The organism is Methylobacterium sp. Leaf456, from assembly GCF_001425465.1.
Classification (GTDB): domain Bacteria; phylum Pseudomonadota; class Alphaproteobacteria; order Rhizobiales; family Beijerinckiaceae; genus Methylobacterium.
Genome location: NZ_LMQV01000005.1, coordinates 51,274 through 69,197, shown reverse-complemented (window position 1 = coordinate 69,197; position 17,924 = coordinate 51,274). Strand labels below are relative to the sequence as shown.

At 70.4% G+C, this 17,924-nt stretch carries 19 protein-coding genes; 11 read left to right on the top strand and 8 right to left on the bottom strand.

The window, feature by feature from the left end; translation table 11 throughout:
* Nucleotides 1–11 precede the first annotated feature (11 nt).
* Complete coding sequence (locus ASG52_RS06470) at nucleotides 12–569, bottom strand: DUF4337 domain-containing protein (protein WP_056240656.1); 558 nt, start codon at nucleotides 567–569, stop codon at nucleotides 12–14.
* Between the two features lie 353 nt (nucleotides 570–922).
* On the opposite strand from ASG52_RS06470, the gene ASG52_RS06460 reads away from it, so the two are divergent.
* A complete protein-coding gene (locus tag ASG52_RS06460; protein WP_056240651.1) occupies nucleotides 923–1,654 on the top strand; it encodes an MBL fold metallo-hydrolase in 732 nt (243 codons plus the stop codon).
* Here the strand turns inward: ASG52_RS06460 and ASG52_RS06455 are convergent.
* The 3 genes from ASG52_RS06455 to hemA are packed head-to-tail and all read right to left on the bottom strand — an operon-like array spanning nucleotide 1,615 to nucleotide 4,122.
* Nucleotides 1,615–2,088 carry a hypothetical protein gene (locus ASG52_RS06455; RefSeq protein WP_056240649.1) on the bottom strand — a complete coding sequence of 158 codons (474 nt, stop codon included), beginning with the start codon at nucleotides 2,086–2,088 and terminating at the stop codon, nucleotides 1,615–1,617. The two genes, ASG52_RS06460 and ASG52_RS06455, sit on opposite strands and share 40 nt — an antisense overlap.
* A complete protein-coding gene (locus tag ASG52_RS06450; RefSeq protein ID WP_056240647.1) occupies nucleotides 2,085–2,651 on the bottom strand; it encodes a hypothetical protein in 567 nt (188 codons plus the stop codon). The genes ASG52_RS06455 and ASG52_RS06450 overlap by 4 nt, the downstream gene beginning before the upstream one ends.
* Nucleotides 2,652–2,700: 49 nt before the next feature.
* On the bottom strand, nucleotides 2,701–4,122 hold the full coding sequence (gene hemA / locus ASG52_RS06445; RefSeq protein ID WP_082552396.1) for a 5-aminolevulinate synthase: 1,422 nt from the start codon (nucleotides 4,120–4,122) through the stop codon (nucleotides 2,701–2,703).
* Nucleotides 4,123–4,534: 412 nt separating this feature from the next.
* Here hemA and ASG52_RS27810 point away from each other — a divergent pair, with 412 nt between their 5' ends.
* Both ASG52_RS27810 and murA read left to right on the top strand, forming a co-directional pair.
* Entirely contained in the window at nucleotides 4,535–4,699 is a 165-nt protein-coding gene (locus tag ASG52_RS27810; protein WP_200945581.1) for a hypothetical protein, read from the top strand.
* Between the two features lie 157 nt (nucleotides 4,700–4,856).
* Entirely contained in the window at nucleotides 4,857–6,146 is a 1,290-nt protein-coding gene (gene murA, locus ASG52_RS06440) for a UDP-N-acetylglucosamine 1-carboxyvinyltransferase (protein ID WP_056240645.1), read from the top strand.
* On the opposite strand, the gene ASG52_RS06435 is transcribed toward murA, so the two are convergent.
* Nucleotides 6,147–6,455 (bottom strand): hypothetical protein, encoded by a 309-nt coding sequence (locus ASG52_RS06435; RefSeq protein ID WP_056240642.1) that lies wholly within the window; start codon nucleotides 6,453–6,455, stop codon nucleotides 6,147–6,149.
* A 215-nt stretch (nucleotides 6,456–6,670) separates the two neighbouring features.
* On the opposite strand from ASG52_RS06435, the gene ASG52_RS06430 reads away from it, so the two are divergent.
* From ASG52_RS06430 to ASG52_RS06405, 6 genes are all read left to right on the top strand, one after another.
* Nucleotides 6,671–7,126: a DUF2948 family protein gene (locus tag ASG52_RS06430; protein ID WP_056240640.1), complete on the top strand. Its 456-nt coding sequence runs from the start codon at nucleotides 6,671–6,673 to the stop codon at nucleotides 7,124–7,126.
* 43 nt (nucleotides 7,127–7,169) lie between these two features.
* Nucleotides 7,170–8,465, top strand: coding sequence for a histidinol dehydrogenase (gene hisD, locus ASG52_RS06425; protein WP_056240637.1), 1,296 nt, complete (start codon nucleotides 7,170–7,172; stop codon nucleotides 8,463–8,465).
* 88 nt (nucleotides 8,466–8,553) lie between these two features.
* Nucleotides 8,554–9,057: a UPF0262 family protein gene (locus ASG52_RS06420; RefSeq protein ID WP_056240634.1), complete on the top strand. Its 504-nt coding sequence runs from the start codon at nucleotides 8,554–8,556 to the stop codon at nucleotides 9,055–9,057.
* Between the two features lie 166 nt (nucleotides 9,058–9,223).
* On the top strand, nucleotides 9,224–9,697 hold the full coding sequence (locus ASG52_RS06415; protein WP_056240631.1) for an arsenate-mycothiol transferase ArsC: 474 nt from the start codon (nucleotides 9,224–9,226) through the stop codon (nucleotides 9,695–9,697).
* Nucleotides 9,698–9,806: 109 nt separating this feature from the next.
* Nucleotides 9,807–12,176, top strand: a complete 2,370-nt coding sequence (locus tag ASG52_RS06410) for an Orn/Lys/Arg family decarboxylase (RefSeq protein ID WP_056240629.1) — start codon at nucleotides 9,807–9,809, stop codon at nucleotides 12,174–12,176.
* Complete coding sequence (locus ASG52_RS06405) at nucleotides 12,176–12,787, top strand: GNAT family N-acetyltransferase (protein ID WP_056240627.1); 612 nt, start codon at nucleotides 12,176–12,178, stop codon at nucleotides 12,785–12,787. The genes ASG52_RS06410 and ASG52_RS06405 overlap by 1 nt, the downstream gene beginning before the upstream one ends.
* 1 nt (nucleotide 12,788) lies before the next feature.
* Here the strand turns inward: ASG52_RS06405 and gspG are convergent, their stop codons facing one another.
* Nucleotides 12,789–13,232, bottom strand: coding sequence for a type II secretion system major pseudopilin GspG (gspG, locus tag ASG52_RS06400; RefSeq protein WP_056240855.1), 444 nt, complete (start codon nucleotides 13,230–13,232; stop codon nucleotides 12,789–12,791).
* 175 nt (nucleotides 13,233–13,407) lie between these two features.
* On the opposite strand from gspG, the gene ASG52_RS06395 reads away from it, so the two are divergent.
* A complete protein-coding gene (locus ASG52_RS06395) occupies nucleotides 13,408–14,256 on the top strand; it encodes a hypothetical protein (RefSeq protein ID WP_056240625.1) in 849 nt (282 codons plus the stop codon).
* Nucleotides 14,253–14,729: a prepilin peptidase gene (locus tag ASG52_RS06390; protein ID WP_056240622.1), complete on the top strand. Its 477-nt coding sequence runs from the start codon at nucleotides 14,253–14,255 to the stop codon at nucleotides 14,727–14,729. The genes ASG52_RS06395 and ASG52_RS06390 overlap by 4 nt, the downstream gene beginning before the upstream one ends.
* A gap of 202 nt (nucleotides 14,730–14,931) precedes the next feature.
* Here ASG52_RS06390 and ASG52_RS06385 read toward each other — a convergent pair whose 3' ends face one another.
* A complete protein-coding gene (locus ASG52_RS06385; protein WP_056240620.1) occupies nucleotides 14,932–16,146 on the bottom strand; it encodes a type II secretion system F family protein in 1,215 nt (404 codons plus the stop codon).
* Nucleotides 16,146–17,876, bottom strand: coding sequence for a GspE/PulE family protein (locus ASG52_RS06380; protein WP_056240617.1), 1,731 nt, complete (start codon nucleotides 17,874–17,876; stop codon nucleotides 16,146–16,148). Before ASG52_RS06380 ends, ASG52_RS06385 begins: the two co-directional genes overlap by 1 nt.
* Between the last annotated feature and the right edge of the window lie 48 nt (nucleotides 17,877–17,924).

The window sequence follows — 17,924 nt, the reverse complement described above, 5'->3', positions numbered from 1 at the left end:
ACGCGGCGCGTTCAGTGAAAGAACGGTAGGGCGTGGGGCGCGAACAGGCCGAAGCTCGCCAGCGCCAGCCCGAGCACCCCAAGCAGGCCACCGGCGAAGGCGAGCGCGGCGATGCCGGTGATGACCTCGGCCGAGGCCAGCACGATGCCGATCTGGATCGCGGCCGAGGCCAGTTCGTAATGGTGATAGCGCTCCAGCGCGAGATCGCGCCGCCCCTCCGAGGCCTGCGCCTTGGCCGACAGCTCCTTGCGGCCCTCGCCCTTGGCCGGGTCGGATTCCCAGCGCGCCATGGTGGCGGCCCACTCGTCGCGCTTGGCCTTGATCGCGGCCGGGTCGGCGCCCGGCGGCAGCAGGGCGATCACCTCGTCGGCGGTCTTCAGCACGGTGCCGCGGATGGTGCGGGCCTGAAAATAGGCCCATTGGTTGGCCGCCTCGACATTGGCGCCGAGCGCCTCGGTCTGCGCGCTCTTGGCCAAAGTCTCGGCCCCGGCCAGGAACAGGGCCAGCACCGAGATCAGCAGCGCCACGCGCTTGTTGGAGGTCTCGACCGCTCCGTGCCCACCCGACATGCCGTTCCGTTCCTCGTTTCAGAGTTTGGATTCGCGAGCCCGGAGTCACAACCGATCTTGGGGCTGAGCGCAAACCAAAAACGCCGGCACCGCTGTTGCCGAGCGGAGGCCGCGCCCGAGATGCGCGAGAGACGGTCGCGGCCGCCCGCGTCCGGGAGCCGGTTCGATGCCGTGATGTGTCCCATCCTCTCCCTCATGCTGAGGTGCGGAGCGAAGCGGAGCCTCGAAGGAGGGCTCCAGGGATCGCGCGATACGCTGGAGACCTCCTTCGAGGCTGCTGCGCAGCACCTCAGGATGAGGGGGTTCGGATGGGATGAACCGGTGGAATAGGCTTTGAGGCCAGGGAGAAAAACATGCGGCTCCAAGTCCTCGGCTGCGGCGACGCCTTCGGCTCGGGCGGGCGTTTTCACACCTGCTTCCACGTGGAGGCGAAGGCCGGCGCGTTCCTGATCGATTGCGGCGCCTCTTCGCTCATCGCGATCCGCCGCTTCGGCGTCGATCCCAACGGCATCCGCGCGGTGTTCGTCACCCATCTCCACGGCGACCATTTCGGTGGCCTGCCCTGGCTGATCCTCGACGGGCAGCTCGTGAGCGCCCGCACCGATCCGCTGACCATCGTCGGCCCGCCCGGCATCCGCGAGCGGCTGCCCGCGGCGATGGAGGCGCTGTTTCCCGGCTCCTCCACTGCCGAACGGCGCTTTACCGTGGAGATTGAGGAGATCGACCCCGCGCATCCGGTCGCGCTGGGCAATGTCCGGGCCGAGGCCTTCACGATGCGTCATCCCTCCGGCGCGCCCGCGCAGGCGCTGCGGCTCACCGTGGACGGCAAGGTCGTGACCTATACCGGCGACACCGAGTGGGTGGAGGCGATCATTCCCGCGGGCCAAGGCGCCGACCTGATGATCGCCGAGGGCTACACCGTGGAGCGCCCGGTGAAGTTCCACCTCGACTGGGCGACGCTGCGGGCGCGCCTGCCGGAGATCGCCCCGAAGCGGCTGATGCTGACCCACATGAGCCCGGAGATGATCGCCCGCGAGCCCGACGGCTACATCGCGGCGGAGGACGGGCTGGTGGTGGTGTTCTGAGGCTCCGGCGGGAAGGTCAGCGGGTAGCGCACCACCCCGCGGTGATAGGGAAACCGCGCCCGCTGGAGCGGGTCCGGCCCGGTGAAGATCAGGCGAACCCGGAACGCCACGGGGCTGACGCAGAGGAGGTAGCCGCGCAGATTGCTCTCGTCCGGCCAGAACATCGCGGTGGCGAGATAGCGCCGTTCGTCGCGCACCCAGGGAGGGATGAAGGGCAAGCGCCAGCGCCGGGCGAGGTGCTCGCCGACGCCGCCGAGGAAGGCGTCGGGCCGGGCCTCGTCGAGGAATCCGGGCTCCTCGGCGATCATCGCGACCTGCGCCGCGCGATCGCCGTCCAGCGCGTAGAAGGCGTCGAGGAAGTTTTGCAGGTGATGGTCCCAGTCGCCGTCGCCGCGGGCCCGCTCCACCACCTCGCGCAGGCTGGCGGGCCTCACGGGTTCGAGCCCCGGAGCACGGCCCTGAAGCGCAGGCTCGCGTCCTCCGGCGGCGCCTCGTCATAGATCGAGCGGTAGAGCGCGTGCAGGGCGACCTCGTCGGTGATGCCGAGATGCTTTGCGAGCGCCGCCGCATCGTTTAGGTCGCGGTCGCCGCGGTCGAGATTCTGCAGCGCCTGCAACTTCATGGCGAGCAGGTAATCGGGCTTGGCCAGAACCGTGCGCAGGCCCGGCGTGCCGTCGGCGGGGTAGCTGCCGGCGGCGAGAAAAAGCCCTTCGTCCTCGTTCAGCGGCGTGTACATCCCGACGGCGTTGTTGAGCCAGTCCGGGGGCAATCCCATCCGCTCGGCGACGCGCCGGACCGAGGGCGCGAGCGCCGCCTCGTCGAAGCCTTCGCGCACGACGGCGTCGATGTCGTCGGTGCCGCGCCGCCACGCGAATTGCAGCATCAGGGCGCCGCCGCCGTAGACGGCGATCTCGATGAGGAGGCCCCGCTCGGCGAGGTCCGTGCCGAGCGCCTCGAAGGCCTGGAGGATGCGGTCGCGGTCGAGGGCGGGCGCCATGGCGGCACCCTAACCGCGGGGCGGAGAGGCGGGAAGCCTACTCCGTGGCTTACTCGGCGGCCGCCGCGAACACCGTGCCGGCCCGCGGCAGGTCAAGCGTGTCCCAGGTCTCGACCAGGGCCGCCGTCAGCGCGGCGATACGGGCCTCGTCGTGGAAGGGCGAGGGCGTGATGCGCAGGCGCTCGGTGCCGCGCGGCACGGTCGGGTAGTTGATCGGCTGGATGTAGATGTCGTGGTGCTCCAGCAGATGGTCGGCGGCGGCCTTGCACAGCTCGGCGTCGCCCACCATCAGCGGCACGATGTGGGTCTCGGTGGCGAGCACCGGCAGGCCGGCCGCGGCCAGCGCCGCCTTGGTCTCGGCCGCTTGGCGCTGGTGCGCCGCGCGCTCGGTGTTCGACCGCTTGAGGTAGCGCACCGAGGCGCGGGCGGCGGCCGCGATGGCCGGCGGGAGCGCCGTGGTGAAGATGAAGCCCGCGGCGTGGCTGCGCACGGCGTCGCACAGGATGGCGGAGCCGGTGATGTAGCCGCCGACGCAGCCGTAGCCCTTGGCGAGCGTGCCCTCGATCACGTCGACCCGGTGCATCACCCGGTCGCGCTCGGCGATGCCGGCGCCGCGCTCGCCGTAGAGGCCGACCGCGTGGACCTCGTCGAGATAGGTCATGGCGCCGTAGATGTCGGCGAGGTCGCAGATCGCGGCGATCGGCGCCACGTCGCCGTCCATCGAGTAGACCGATTCGAAGCAGATCAGCTTGGGCCGGTCGCCCGCCTCGATCAGCAGCTCTTCGAGATGGGCGAGATCGTTGTGGCGGAAGACGCGCTTCTCGCAGCCCGAATGCCGCACGCCCTCGATCATCGAGTTGTGGTTGAAGGCGTCCGACAGGATCAGGCAGTCCGGAATCAGCTTGGCGATCGTCGAGATGCCGGACTGATTCGAGACGTAGCCCGAGGTGAAGACGAGGCCGGCCTCCTTGCCGTGCAGGTCGGCGAGCTCGCGCTCCAGATCGACCAGCGGCGAGTTGTTGCCGGCGATGTTGCGGGTGCCGCCCGCGCCGACGCCGCAGCGGGCGGCAGTCTGGGTCATGGCCTCGACGACCTCGGGGTGCTGGCCCATGCCGAGATAGTCGTTGGAGCACCACACCGTGATCTCGCGGGTGCCGCCCTCGGGCCGGCGCCACGTCGCTTGCGGGAAGCGGCCGGAGATGCGCTCGATGTCGGCGAAGACGCGGTAGCGGCGCTCGCTGTGGAGCCGGTCGAGGGCGCCGCGGAAATAGTTCTCGTAGTCGGTGCGCGGGCCGGCCGGGCGCGCAGATGTGGTGCGGCCGGCACCGGCACGCATGTTGCAAGCGTCGATGGCGGGCGCATCGTCCACGCCGCCGTCGCCGCCCATGAGCATATGGTCGGGCATGGACGCCCCCTTGGCCGCGCTCTTGGCGGCGTCGTCGGCGTTCGCGGGCATCAGGTTCACGGGCATCCGTCCTCGACGCTTGTGCTGGCCGGGCGCTCTTCTCGAGGGCGCGTCTCGGCTCGAAGAATCCGGGTCTGGGCCTGATCCGATCGGGGCAGGTCCGGGCCGTTCACGGCACGACGGCTCGAGGATCGCCCGTCCTTCGCGGGCGGCTTGTCGGTCAGCCCCTCGTCGTCGGCCGGCGGCACCGTCGTCATGCGGTTCCGCTGCGTCCGCGAGATTGGGCGTATTTTCGAATTGGTTCAAGGTGAGTTCGAGACATTCCTGCTGTGCATGGCCCCGGACGCGACGGAATCACGCCCCCGACGCGCTGCTTCGGGTGACGATGGGTCGCGAGATTCAGGAGGAGAGCTGCACCAACTTCGAGGCGAAGGCGCCATCGTGTAGGCTGGCGGGAGCATCGAAGGCGCAGACATCCATGCCCCCGAACGACGACCGCGCTGCCCGTCTCAAGGCGGCCCTGCGCGACAACCTGCGCCGTCGCAAGACGCAGGCCCGCGGCCGGGCCGAGGAGCCGGGCCCGGCCGAGACCGAGGCGCCCGCGCCGCCCCCGCCGGACGAGCGGGATCGTTCGAGCACCTGAGCGACGCCGGCCCGATGTTGCGGCCACGCTTCTTCTTTTCGCCGGACTGCGCCTATACCTGAACCACGAGGCGATGCGCCGGAACGCCGCGCATCCGTAAAAACACGATGCGACCGCCGCGCGGCGCTTCTTGAGCGCGCGCGAGCCGAGGACCCCCATGGACCGTATCCACATCACCGGCGGCGCGCCGCTCAACGGCACGATCCCGATCTCGGGGGCCAAGAACGCGGCCCTGCCGCTGATGATCGCGAGCCTGCTCACCGGCGAGACGCTGGAACTCATCAACGTGCCGCGGCTCGCCGACATCGCCGCGCTCACCCGCATCCTCGGCAACCACGGCGTCGATCACATGGTCGTCGGCAAGCGGCCGGGCCAGACCACCGAGACCGGCCAGACCGTGCGGCTCACCGCCTCCAACGTCATCGACACCACGGCGCCCTACGACCTCGTTTCGACCATGCGGGCGAGCTTCTGGGTGGTCGCGCCGCTGCTGGCGCGCTTCGGCGAGGCGAAGGTGTCGTTGCCGGGCGGCTGCGCCATCGGCACGCGGCCGGTCGATCTGCTGATCATGGCGCTCGAAAAGCTCGGGGCCGAGATCGAGATCGACGCCGGCTACGTCGTCGCCAAGACCAAGAACGGCCTGCGCGGCGCGGAGATCGATTTCCCCAAGGTCACCGTCGGCGGCACCCACGTGGCGCTGATGGCGGCGGCGCTGGCCTACGGCACCACCGTGATCGACAACGCCGCCCGCGAGCCGGAGGTGGTCGATCTCGCCGAGTGCCTCATCAAGATGGGCGCGCGGATCGAGGGCGCGGGCACGTCCCGCATCGTCGTCGAGGGCGTGGCGCGTCTGGGTGGTGCCCGCCACGAGGTGCTGCCTGACCGGATCGAGACCGGCACCTACGCCATGGCGGTGGCGATGACCGGCGGCGACGTCTCGCTCGTCAACACCCGCGCCGATCTGCTGGCCTCGGCCCTCGAGACGCTGGCGGCCACCGGCGCCGAGGTGAGCGACATTCCGGGCGGCATCCGGGTGCGGCGCAACGGCGGCGGCATCGTCCCGGTCGATGTCACGACCGACCCGTTCCCCGGCTTCCCAACCGACCTGCAGGCGCAGTTCATGGCACTGATGACGCTGGCCAAGGGCCAGTCGCGCATCCGCGAGACCATCTTCGAGAACCGTTTCATGCACGTGCAGGAACTGGCGCGGCTCGGCGCAAAGATCCGCCTCGACGGCGACCTCGCCGTGGTCGAGGGCGTCGAGCGGCTCAAGGGCGCGCCGGTGATGGCGACCGACCTGCGCGCCTCGGTGTCGCTGGTGATCGGCGCGCTCGCGGCCGAGGGCGAGACCCAGATCAACCGGGTCTACCACCTCGACCGCGGCTTCGAGGCGCTGGAGGCCAAGCTCGGGCGCTGCGGCGCGCAGATCGAGCGCGTGCGCGCCTAGCTAGTAGGGGGCGACGCCGCCGCGCTTCGTCCCGAAACCGGGGATGTCGCAGGCGCACGGCGCGTTCGGCGGCGCGAGCCAGGTCGGGCAGCTGCCGCGGGCCGTGACGCAGAGGCTGCCGCGCGGGTCGCCGTCGGGCCGGCGCACATGCGCCGGGGGCGCCGGCGGCTCATAGTAGTAGCCCGGAGGCGGCGCGTAGCGACGAGGCGGACCGTAGCCGTCGTCGTACCGGTACTGGGCGGCGGCCGGCCCGGCGACCAGCCCGAGGATCAGGGCGGCGCCCAGCGCCGGAAGTCCACGTCCCATCATTCCCTCCTCAAGATTCCGGCCAGTCTCGCCGCGCGCTCATGAACGAGCAATGACGGCCGTATCACCGGGCGCGAACAGCGCCCCGCGCAGCGGGCGCCGGCGCTTGAGGCAACCGGGGCAAACAAACTCCTCCGGTTGCCGGGAAGGGACCGCGTCGCTACCTACGCCCCAACGTCTTCCGTCATCGGCCCTTCTCAAGGCGCCCGGAGCCACGAATGGAGCTTCTCAAGCTCGCCGCCCTCGATGCCGAGGACCTCGCCGTGATCTCGGCCCACCTGCAGGACGCCGTCCTGCGGGCGGGGGACCTCGCGTGGCTGCCGGGCGAGCACCGCTTCGTGCTGGTGGCGCGCCGGTTCGACTGGTCGGTCGCCCCTGGCGAGGCGCCCCGGCGGCGGCTGACCGGCGTGCATTTCGAGCGCGTCAACGGCGTGAAGACCCGCGGCATCACGCCGGGCGCGTCCTCCGACGACACCCTGAGCCTGCTCGCCATCACGTTCGAGGAGGGCGAGGCGCCGTCGGGCACCGCGACCCTGGTCTTCTCCGGCGGCGCCGCGATCCGCCTCGACCTCGAATGCGTCGAGGTGCGCCTGAAGGATCTCGGCCCCGTCTGGGAGGCCGACGGCACGCCCGACCACGAGGCGGTCCGCCCCCTCGTCGAGAACCGCCCGTAATGTCCTCTCGCAAGATCCCCTCTCGCAAGACCGGCCCCGCCCGATGATCCGCCTCGACAGCCGCGCGCCCGATTTCGCGCAAGCCTTCAAGCGCCTGCTCGGCCTCAAGCGCGAGATCGCCGAGGACGTGGACGAGACCGTGCGTGGCATCATCGCGGGCGTCGTCTCCGGGGGCGATGCCGCGCTCGTCGATTACACCCGCCGTTTCGACCGGCTCGGCCAGGACTTTTCGGCGACCTCCCTGCGCATCACCGCCGAGGAAGTGGAGGCCGCCGTCGCCGCCTGCCCGGCCGAGGCGCGCGCGGCGCTCGAACTCGCCGCCGAGCGGATCGAGGCCTATCACCGCCGCCAGATCCCCGAGGATCACCTCTCCACCGACGATCTCGGCGTCACCGCGGGCTGGCGCTGGACCGCGCTCGAATCGGTCGGGCTCTACGTGCCCGGCGGCACCGCGAGCTATCCGTCCTCGGTGCTGATGAACGCGGTGCCGGCGCGCGTGGCGGGGGTGCCGCGCATCGTCATGGTGGTGCCGACGCCCGAAGGCCAGCTCAACCCGCTGGTGCTCGCCGCCGCTCACCTCTCGGGCGTCACCGAGATCTATCGCGTCGGCGGCGCGCAGGCCGTGGCCGCGCTGGCTTATGGAACGGAGAGCATTCCACCGGTCGCCAAGATCGTCGGCCCCGGCAATGCCTGGGTCGCGGCGGCCAAGCGGCGGGTGTTCGGGCAGGTCGGCATCGACATGATCGCCGGCCCCTCCGAGGTGCTGATCCTGGCCGACGGCCACGCCAACCCCGACTGGATCGCCGCCGACCTCTTGGCCCAGGCCGAGCACGACCCCGCGGCGCAGTCGGTGCTCATCACGGATTCGGACGAATTGGCCGATGCTACCGAGGGGGCGGTCGAGCGTGCTCTGGCGACCCTGCCGCGGGCCGAAATCGCGCGGGCGAGCTGGCGCGATTACGGCGCCATCGTCCGGGTGCGGAACTTCGAGGAGGCGGTGCCGCTGGTCGATGCCATGGCGCCGGAACACCTCGAGATCGAGACCGAGGACGCCGACGCGCTCGCGCTGAAGATCCGCAACGCGGGTGCGATTTTCTTAGGCTCCCACACGCCGGAGGCCATCGGCGATTATGTCGGCGGCCCCAACCACGTGCTGCCGACCGCGCGCTCAGCCCGGTTCTCCTCGGGCTTGAGCGTGCTCGACTTCATGAAGCGCACCTCGATCCTGCGCTGCGACCCCGCGGCGCTCCGCGCGCTCGGGCCGGCGGCCATCGCGTTGGGGCGTTCCGAGGGGCTCGACGGCCACGCCCGCTCGGTCGCGATCCGTTTGAATCTTTAAAAACCTTGCCTGTGGCGCGGGCTTTCGGCTCATGTGACGGGAGAGCGGTGCCCGCGGATTCGGCACCGGCGAGAAGAAGGCGGCGGCGATGACGGCCGAAGCGGGGCGAGCGGCGGCGGAGAAACCGAGGAACCGGCTCGCGGCGGTGCGCCTCGACGAGGCCTCGATCGGCCGCGGCAACCCGGACCAGGAGCACGAGCGCGCCATCGCGATCTACGACATCCTGGAGGACAACTGCTTCACGATCCCCGAGCGCGACGACGGCCCCTACGGCCTCGTCCTCGGGCTCGTGGAGAACAAGCTCTCCTTCGCGATCACGACCGAGGCCGGCGAGCCGGTGATGACCCACCTGCTCTCGCTGACGCCGTTCCGGCGCGTGATCCGCGACTACGAGATGATCTGCGACAGCTATTACAGCGCGATCCGCACCGCCTCGCCGACGCAGATCGAGGCGATCGACATGGGCCGGCGCGGCCTGCACAACGAGGCCTCCGAGCTGCTGCGCCAGCGCCTCGAAGGCAAGGTCGATCTCGACCACAACACCGCGCGCCGCCTGTTCACCCTGGTCTTCGCCCTGCATTGGAGGGGCTGAACCGGCTTTCGGGCAGAAGCCGGTGTCGGTTCCGCGACAGCAAGCGTGAGCGCGGCGCGCATCATCCTGCCCGCGGCACCGGGCGCATCGGAAAAACGTTGCGCTTTCAGGCGAGGCGGGGGGGCCCTATGACGAGTGACGCGAGGCGGCCTTCGTAAGGCGGGGCATGGCGGACGACGCGATCCCGGGGACGGGGCCGAAGAAGCGGCGGGTGCAGTCCGTCCTGTTCATGTGCAACTTCAACGCGGTGCGTTCGCTCGCCGCAGAAGCGATCGCGCGCCACTATTTCGGCAAGTCCACCTACGTGCAGTCCGCAGGCGTGCGCTCGGGGGAGCCGAGCGATTCGTTCATGATCGCGGCGCTCGACGAGATCGGCATCGACGCCGCCCGCCACAAGCCGCGCACCATTGAGGAACTGGAGGACTGGGAGGGTCTGAACTTCGACCTGATCATCACCCTCTCGCCGGAAGCCCACCACCGCGCCCTGGAGCTGACCCACACGCTGGCGGCCGACGTGGAATACTGGCCGACCCCCGACCCGACGCTGAACCAGGACGGCACCCGCGAGCAGCGCCTCGACGGCTACCGCGACGTCCGTGACGGCCTGACCTACCGGATCAGGGCACGGCTGAAGGCGTAGGCGCCCGCCCCTGCGACCCAGCCGGCTACGGAGATTCTCCGGCTGTCATCGAATCGTCGCGGATGGACCGGAAAGGCAGGGCCAGACCTTCGCGAGGAGAGCCCGGTCCATGGACTTCCACCGCCGTTTCACCGTGCTGATGTGTACGCCCCATTTCGAACAGGGCGACTTGGAGGGCGCGCGGGTCGAGCAGATCGTGGCGGCCGTCGAGCATCGCGGCTTCGAGGTGGTGCGGGCGCGGCGCGTCGAGGACGCCTCCATCGCGGTCCAGACCGATGCGGCGGTGGGTTGCCTCGTGGTCGATTGGGGCAAGCGCGGGCTGGACGGCAAGGCGGCCGCCCTCATCGACATGATGCGAAAGCGCGGCCTGGAGATGCCGATCGTCATCATGGTCCGCCGCAAGCGGCTGGAGGACATCCCCGTCGAGCTGCTCGACTTCATCGACGGCTATATCTTCCTCGCGGAAGAGACCCCCGAATTCATCGCCCGCGGCCTCGTCTCCCGCGTGACGCAGTACGCCGACACGCTCAAGACCCCGTTCTTCGGCGCGCTGGTGGACTACGCCGAGGAGGGCAACCAGCTATGGACCTGCCCCGGCCACAACGGCGGCATCTTCTACAACCGCTCCCCCATCGGCCGCATCTTCGTCGAGCACTTGGGCGAAGCGATCTTCCGCGACGACCTCGACAACTCGGTGCTCGATCTCGGCGACCTGCTGACCCACGAGGGCCCGGCGCTGAAGGCGCAGAAGGAGGCCGCGGCGATCTTCGGCGCGGAGAAGACCTACTTCGTCCTCAACGGCACCTCGGCCTCGAACAAGGTCGTGCTGGGTTCGCTCGTGGCCGAGGACGATCTCGTCCTGTTCGACCGCAACAACCACAAGGCCGCCCATCACGGCGCCCTGCTGCTCGCGGGCGGCATCCCGATCTTTCTGGAGACCGACCGCAACGCCTACGGCCTGATCGGCCCGATCTACCACGAGTCGCTCGATGAAGAGCGCATCCGCGAGAAAATCAGAAAAAACCCGCTGGTGAAGGACAAGGAGGCGTGGCGGAAGGAGCGTCCGTTCCGCTGCGCCGTCATCGAGCAATGCACCTACGACGGCACGATCTACGACGCGCAAAGCATCGTCGAGCGGATCGGGCACCTGTGCGACTACATCCTGTTCGACGAGGCCTGGGCGGGCTTCATGAAGTTCCACCCGCTCTACGTCCGCCGCTTCGCCATGGGCCTGACCGGGCTCGACGAGACCTCGCCGGGCATCATCGCGACGCAATCGACCCACAAGCAGTTGGCCAGCTTCTCCCAGGCCTCGCAGATCCACACCCGCGACGGCCATATCCGCGGCCAGACCCGGCGCGTCGAGCACAAGCGCCTGAACGAGAGCTTCCTCGTCCACGCCTCGACCTCGCCGTTCTACCCGATCTTCGCCTCGCTCGATGTCGGCGCGCAGATGATGAAGGGCCGCTCCGGCGTCGTCCTGTGGGACGACACGATCCGGCTCGGCATCGAGTGGCGCAAGAAGGCGCGGGCCATCCGCAAGGAGTTCGAGGAGCGCGAGGCCGATCCGAAGCGGCGCTGGTTCTTCGATCCCTTCGTGCCCGACCTCGTGTCCGGCCCCGATGGCGGCGAGACGCCGTGGGAATCGATCCCGACCGACATCCTGGCTTCAGACGCCCGCTACTGGGAGCTGACGCCGGGCGCGTCCTGGCACGGCTTCACCCATGTCGGACCCTCACACCGCGACGGCGGTCAGCCGGGCTTTGCCATCACCGATCCGAACAAGCTCACCATCCTGACCCCCGGCTTCGACCGGAAGACCGGCGCCTATGCCGAGCACGGCGTGCCCGCGCCGATCGTGGCGCAATACCTGCGTGAGAACCGGATCGTGCCGGAGAAGAACGATCTGAACTCGCTGCTCTTCCTGCTGACGCCGGGCGTCGAATCCTCGAAAGCCGGCACGCTGATCTCGGGGCTGGTCGCCTTCAAGCGGCTGCACGACGACAACGTGCTGCTCGAAGAGGCGATGCCGGAATTCACGCGCGCCCGGCCCAAGCGCTACCGCGGCGTGCGCCTGCGCGACCTCTGCGCCGACTACCACACCTTCCACCGGGAATCGGGCACCTCCGCGCTCCAGCGCAAGCAGTTCATGCCCGAGCACCTGCCCGAGATGGTGATGCCACCGAAGGCCGCCGCCCAGATGCTGACGCGCAACCGGGTCGATTACGTGCCGATCGCGGAAGCCGAGGGGCGCATCGCCACCACCCTGATGCTGGTCTATCCGCCGGGCATCGGCACCGTGCTGCCGGGCGAGCGCCTGGACGAACGGGCCAAACCCATGCTCGACTACTTCAAGATGTTCGAGGCGGCCTCGAACCTGTTCCCCGGCTTCGAGGCCGAGATCCAGGGCGTCTACCGCGAGACCGATCCGGACGGGCGCATCCGCTTCCACACCTACGTGCTGCGCGAGGGGGCCTGATGGCTGAAGGGGCGCAGATGGAGACGGCGCTTTTGGAGAGAACTTGTCCGGCCCACTGGCCGGACATCGTGATCCGGCCCTCGTCGGATGCAGACGTGCCGGCGATGATCGCGATCTACGAGCGCCACATCCGCCGCGGCGTCGGCGACACCGGCGACTTCGAGGAGGAGCGCCTGCTCCCCGACGAGCTGAAGCGGCGGCGCAAGAACATGCGCAGCAAGCGCCTGCCCCATCTCGTCGCCGAGCGCGACGGGCAGGTGGCGGGCTACGCCTACGCCGTGCCGTTCCGCAAGCGCCCGGCCTACCGCTTCACCCTCAAGCACTCGATCTACGTCCACCCCGACCATCTGCACGCAGGCATCGGCCGGCGTCTGCTCCCGGCGCTGATCGAGGCCTGCGCGGCCGGCGGCTATCGCCAGATGATCGGCTACATCGACGCGAAGAACGAGGCGTCGCTCCGTCTGCACGAGGCCTGCGGGTTCGCCCGCGTCGGCTACCTGCCGGCCATCGGCTACAAGTACGGCCGCTGGAGCGACAGCGTCATGGTCCAGTGCCCCCTGGGCTCGGGTGCCGACGACCAGCCCCAATCCTGGGACCGGCCGGCGGAGTAGATCAATTGCTCGCCACGTCCGTCGCGTCGTCGCTGCCGCCGATCTTCATGTCGCTGCCGAGCGAGTAGATTTCGTAGGGTTTTCCGCCCAGGCCGGGGGAGCGGTAGAGGTAGGGCTGGTTCCACGGGTCGATCAGGCCGCGGGCGTCGCGCAGGTACGGGCCGCGCCAGGTCGGGCCGCTGGGCTGGACCAGGGCCTGGAGCCCCTGCTGCGCCGTCGGGTAGCTGCCGAGGTCGAGGTAGTACAGCTCCAACGCCTGGGCGATGTTCTTGACCTGCACGCGGGCGGTGTCGCCCCTGGCGCGGCCGAGATAGCCGAGCACCTGCGGCGTCACCATCGTGGCGATCATGCCGATGATCGCCAGCACCACCAGCAGCTCGACCAGCGAGAAGCCGGCCTGCCGCTCGTCGGCCTTTGTGTCGTCCTGAACCGCGTCGTCCGTCATCGTCGCCACCTGTGGTCTGCTCGGAAGCCAGGATCGCCGGGAGTTCCGAACAAGCCCTGACCGCAGCCGTCGGCGGCGCCCGCCGTCCCGCACTTCTTTTGATGTTTGTTATCGGAATCCTGCCACGCTCCCGGACGATCCGGCGGGCATCGTCCCGCGCCTGCGGGAAGCGCTCATGGCCGCGGCAAGCTCTCAGCCCCTCAAGACGCTGTCCCTCGTCCTGATCCTGACGGTGCTTTTCGGCATCGGGCCTGCGGCCGCCGACGCGCTGCCGACGGTGATCAGCCTGCCGCTGCCCGCGCCCTTCCCGCCGATCCGGCTGCTCACCCTCCTGGTCGGCCTCCACCTGATCGGCCTGTGCTTCGGCCTCGGCGGCGCGACCATGCTGGATTTCTGGATCCTGCGCTGGATGCGCTGGGGCGGCCTGCCGCCGGAGATCGCCCGCACCTTCCTGTTCGTCAGCAAGGTCGTCTCGGTCGGCATCGCCCTGCTCTGGCTCTCCGGCCTCGGCTTCCTTGCCGTCTACGCCGTCGAGGCGCCGGAAAAACTCAGCAATCCCAAGATCCTGGCCAAGTTCGTCATCGTGCTGGTCCTCACCGTCAACGGCCTGCTGATCCACGCCCTCGTCCTGCCGAGCGTGCTTCGGGACGTGAGCCGGCCGATGTTCGAGGGCGTGTCGCACCTGAGCACCGCGGTGTTCCTCGTCTCCGGGGCGGTCTCCGGCGTGTCGTGGTATGCCGCCTTCGCGCTCGGGCTGATGCGCGAGCTGAACGGGCGCGTCTCCGCCGGGCTGCTGCTCACCCTCTGGCTGGCCGCGGTCGCCGCCGCCGCGGTCGCCGCCTTCGCCTTCTGGCAATCGCTGCTCGCCCGCAGCGCCCGCGGCGAGATGGCCAAGCCCTCCCCCGACCTGCGCCCCCTCGATTTCAGCGACGCCCCGCCCCCACCGCCCCACCCGATGCGGGCCGTGCCGATGACCTTCACCCAGGTGCCGGAAAGCCGCATCGTCCTGCTTGGCCGGCGATGATCCTCGATCCCGGTTCGCTGACGCTGGCAGCCCTGCCGCTGCCGATCACGCTCGCCATCAGCGTGATCGACGGGCACCGCCGGATCATCCCCGATCCGCTCAACCTGCTCCTCCTCGCTTCAGGCCTCGCCGTCGCGACGCTCCGCGAGCCCGACCCGGCGGCCCTCGCCGCCTGCCTCGCGCAAGCCGCGGTGGCGTTCGGACTGCTCTGGGCCCTGCGCGCCCTCTACGCGCGGCTGCGCGGCCGCACCGGGCTGGGCCTCGGCGACGTGAAGTTCGTCGGCGCGGCCACCGCCTGGGTCGGGCTGGCCGGACTGCCGTTCCTGATCCTGATCGCCAGCACCGCGGCGCTGGTCGCCCTCGCCCTGGCCGCGCTCGCGGGCCGGCAAATCACGCGGGAATTTCGGCTGCCGTTCGGGCCGTTCCTGGCGGTCGGGCTGCACGCCGCCTTGCTCATGGGGCATGCGCCCTGAAAGGGCTCATTATGTCGGGCGCGAAGAGCGCCCGCGAAGCGGCCTCGGCTACGCGGAGGCGTCCAGCGGAGCGAGATGCCCAAGGCCGCGGACGCGGCCGCCGGCGCTTGAGGCCAAGCAAGAAACCGAGCGATCGCTGCAAGCGATTGCTTGGGCTCCGCCCGGACCCGCCAAAGGGATGATCCCTTTAGGATCCCAGGCCTTATTGCGCCAACTGCCCGACGCTCGTGATCGCGCCCATCACCGAGATGATGAGCCCGCCGATCAGCCCGCCGACCGTCACCGTCACCAGCGGGGTCATCAGCGCCAGCAGGCGGTCGATGCGTTGGCGCGTCTGGGTCTCGTGCATCTCGGCGGCGTGGATCAGCACGGGGCCGAGGCGGTTCACCTGCTCGCCGCTGGCGATGAGGTTGAGCGTCGAGGGCGCGTGCGCCTTCAGGCTCGATAGGCCGATGGCGAGGCTCGCCCCCTCGGTGAGCCGCCGCCCCGCCTCGTCGAGGGCGGCGCGAAACACTCGGTTGCCGGCGAGCGGGCGGGTGGCCGCCACCGCGTCGGGGATCGGCACCTGCGCGGTCAAGAGCGTGCCGAGCACCCGGCAGATGCGCCCGAGTTCGATCCCGACCACGATCTCCCGCACCAGCGGCAGCCGCAGCGCGAAGCGCCCGCGGGCGGCGGCAAAAGCCGGGTCCGGCCAGAACTTCACCAGCGCCAGCGCAATCAGCCCACCCCCGCCGACGAGCCAGGGCCAGCCCTTGCCGACGAAATCGCCCAGTGCGCCGGCCGCCCGGATCGCGAAGGGCGGCTCGCGCCCCGTGCCGTCGAACAAGGGTGCCAGCGCCGGCACCAGCACCACGACGATCATCACGAGCGTGCCGGTCGCCATCAGCACCAGCAGCGCCGGGTAGATCATCGCCGAGGACAGGTGGCGGCGCACCGCGTCGCGGCGCTCGATCGAACCCGTCAGCGAGCCGATCACGTCGACCAGCGTCCCCGTCGCCTCGCCCGCGCGCACGATGTCGACCATGTCGGCGGGAAACGCCTGGGGATGGGCCACCATCGCCCGCGACAGCGAGGCGCCGGCCACGACGCGCTCCAGGATGTCGGCGAGAATCGGCTTGAGCGCGGCGGAAGCCTGGCGCTCCACCAGCCGCAGCGCCCGGTCCACGGTGAGCCCGGCGCCGACCAGCGTGCCGAACTCCCGCAAGAAGGCGAGCCGGGCGGCGTCGTTGACCCGGTCGCGCCCGAACAGGTCGCGGCTCCAGAACGAGGCCGGCCCCATCGCGGCGGCCTCGATGGCGAAGACCTGCAATCCGTCGGCGCGCAATTGCGCCACCGCGCGCTGGCGGCTGTCGGCCTCGATCTTCCCTGAGCGGGCGCGCCCGTCGGCGGCATAGGCCTGATAGGCGAAGCGCGGCATCAGAGCTGGCCCTCCAGCACGCGCCCGACTTCGTCCAGCGTGGTGTCGCCCGCGATCACCCGGGCCCGGCCGCACTCGACGAGGCTCGCCATCCCGGCCTCGCGGGCGCTTTTGGTGATGGCCGCCTCCCCCGCCCCGTCCGCGATGAGCGAGCGCAGCGTGGGGTCGAGCGGCATGATCTCGGACACGACCATGCGGCCGCGATAGCCGGTGCCGTTGCAGGCCGGGCAGCCGCGAGCGCGCTTGAGGCTGAGCGGCACGGAGGCCGGCACGGCGAGGCGCAGCCGCTCCTGATCGGTGGCGGGTTCGGGCGTGGCGCAGGTTCCGCACAGCCGCCGCACGAGGCGCTGCGCCACCACGCCGTTGAGGGTCGCGGCGATGAGGTAGGGCTCGACGCCCATATCCATCAGCCGGGTCACGGTGGCGGGCGCCGAGTTGGTGTGCAGCGTCGAGATCACGAGATGGCCCGTCAGCGAGGCCTGCACGGCGATGCGCGCGGTCTCGCCGTCGCGGATCTCACCCACCATCACCACGTCCGGGTCCTGGCGCAGGATCGAGCGCAGGGCCGCCGAGAAATCGAGCCCGATCCCGGCGTGCGCCTGGACCTGATTGACGCCGGCCATCCGGTACTCGATCGGGTCCTCGACGGTGACGACCTTGAGATGCGGGCCGTTGATCCGCCGGAGCGCCGCGTAGAGCGTCGTGGTCTTGCCCGAACCGGTCGGGCCGGTGACCAGCACGAGGCCGTTGGGGCGGCTCGTCATCGCCGCGATGCGGGCGATCGCCGGGGCATCGAAGCCGAGCGACGAAAAGTCCTCGACCCGGCGCGAGCCATCGAGCACGCGCAGAACCACGCTCTCGCCGTGGGCGGTCGGCAGGGTCGAGACGCGGATATCGACGTCCTGGCCGCGGTCGGGCGCCTTCATGCGCCCGTCCTGGGGCAGGCGCCGCTCGGCGATGTTGAGGCCCGCCTGGATCTTGATGCGGGTGGTCAGCGCGAGCTGCACGGATTTCGGCAGCCGCTCCGCCTCTACCAGCACGCCGTCCACGCGGTAGCGCACCCGCATGTCGGCTTCCTCCGCCTCCAGATGGATGTCGGAGGCCGTCAGCTCGAAGGCCTTTCGCACGAGGCGGGCGGCGAGCCGCACGATCGGCGCCTGGCTCGCCACGTCGGCGAGCCGGCTCAAATCATCGTCGGCACCCCCGTCCTCCTCGCCCGCGGCATCGCCGTAGAGGGCGCGGTGAGCCCGCTCGAACTGGCTCGGGCCCACCAGCCGGCAGGTGACCGGGCGGTCGGTGAGGTGTTCGAGGGCGGCGGGAATCTCGGGGTCGAACGCATCGACCAGGGCGACCACGAGGCCGTCGGCCTCCTCGATGAGCGGCAGCACCCGGGCGCGGGCGCAGTAATCGGCGCCGATGAGTTCGGAGAGGACGGGGGAGGCCGGCAGATCCTCCTCGTGCAGCACCGCGAGCCCGGTCGCCTCGGCCAGCGCCTCCGTCAGGTTCGCCTCGTGGACGAGGCCGAGTTCGGTGAGCAGCACCGGCAGCGGCCGGCGGCCGGGCAGATCGAGGGCGGCCAGCGCCCGCTCGTGCCCCGCCGGATCGAGCAGGCCGTTCGCGGCCAAGGAATCGATGAAGGCGCGAGGCGCATCGAGCCGGTCGCGGGCGCCTCCGCGCCGGTCGGGCCGCGCCCGCTGCGGCCGGCTCTTCGAACCCCAGACGCTCAGCATGTCCCGGATCGCCCCCGACGCCGCGGGCCGACCCCGCACCAGCGTTCC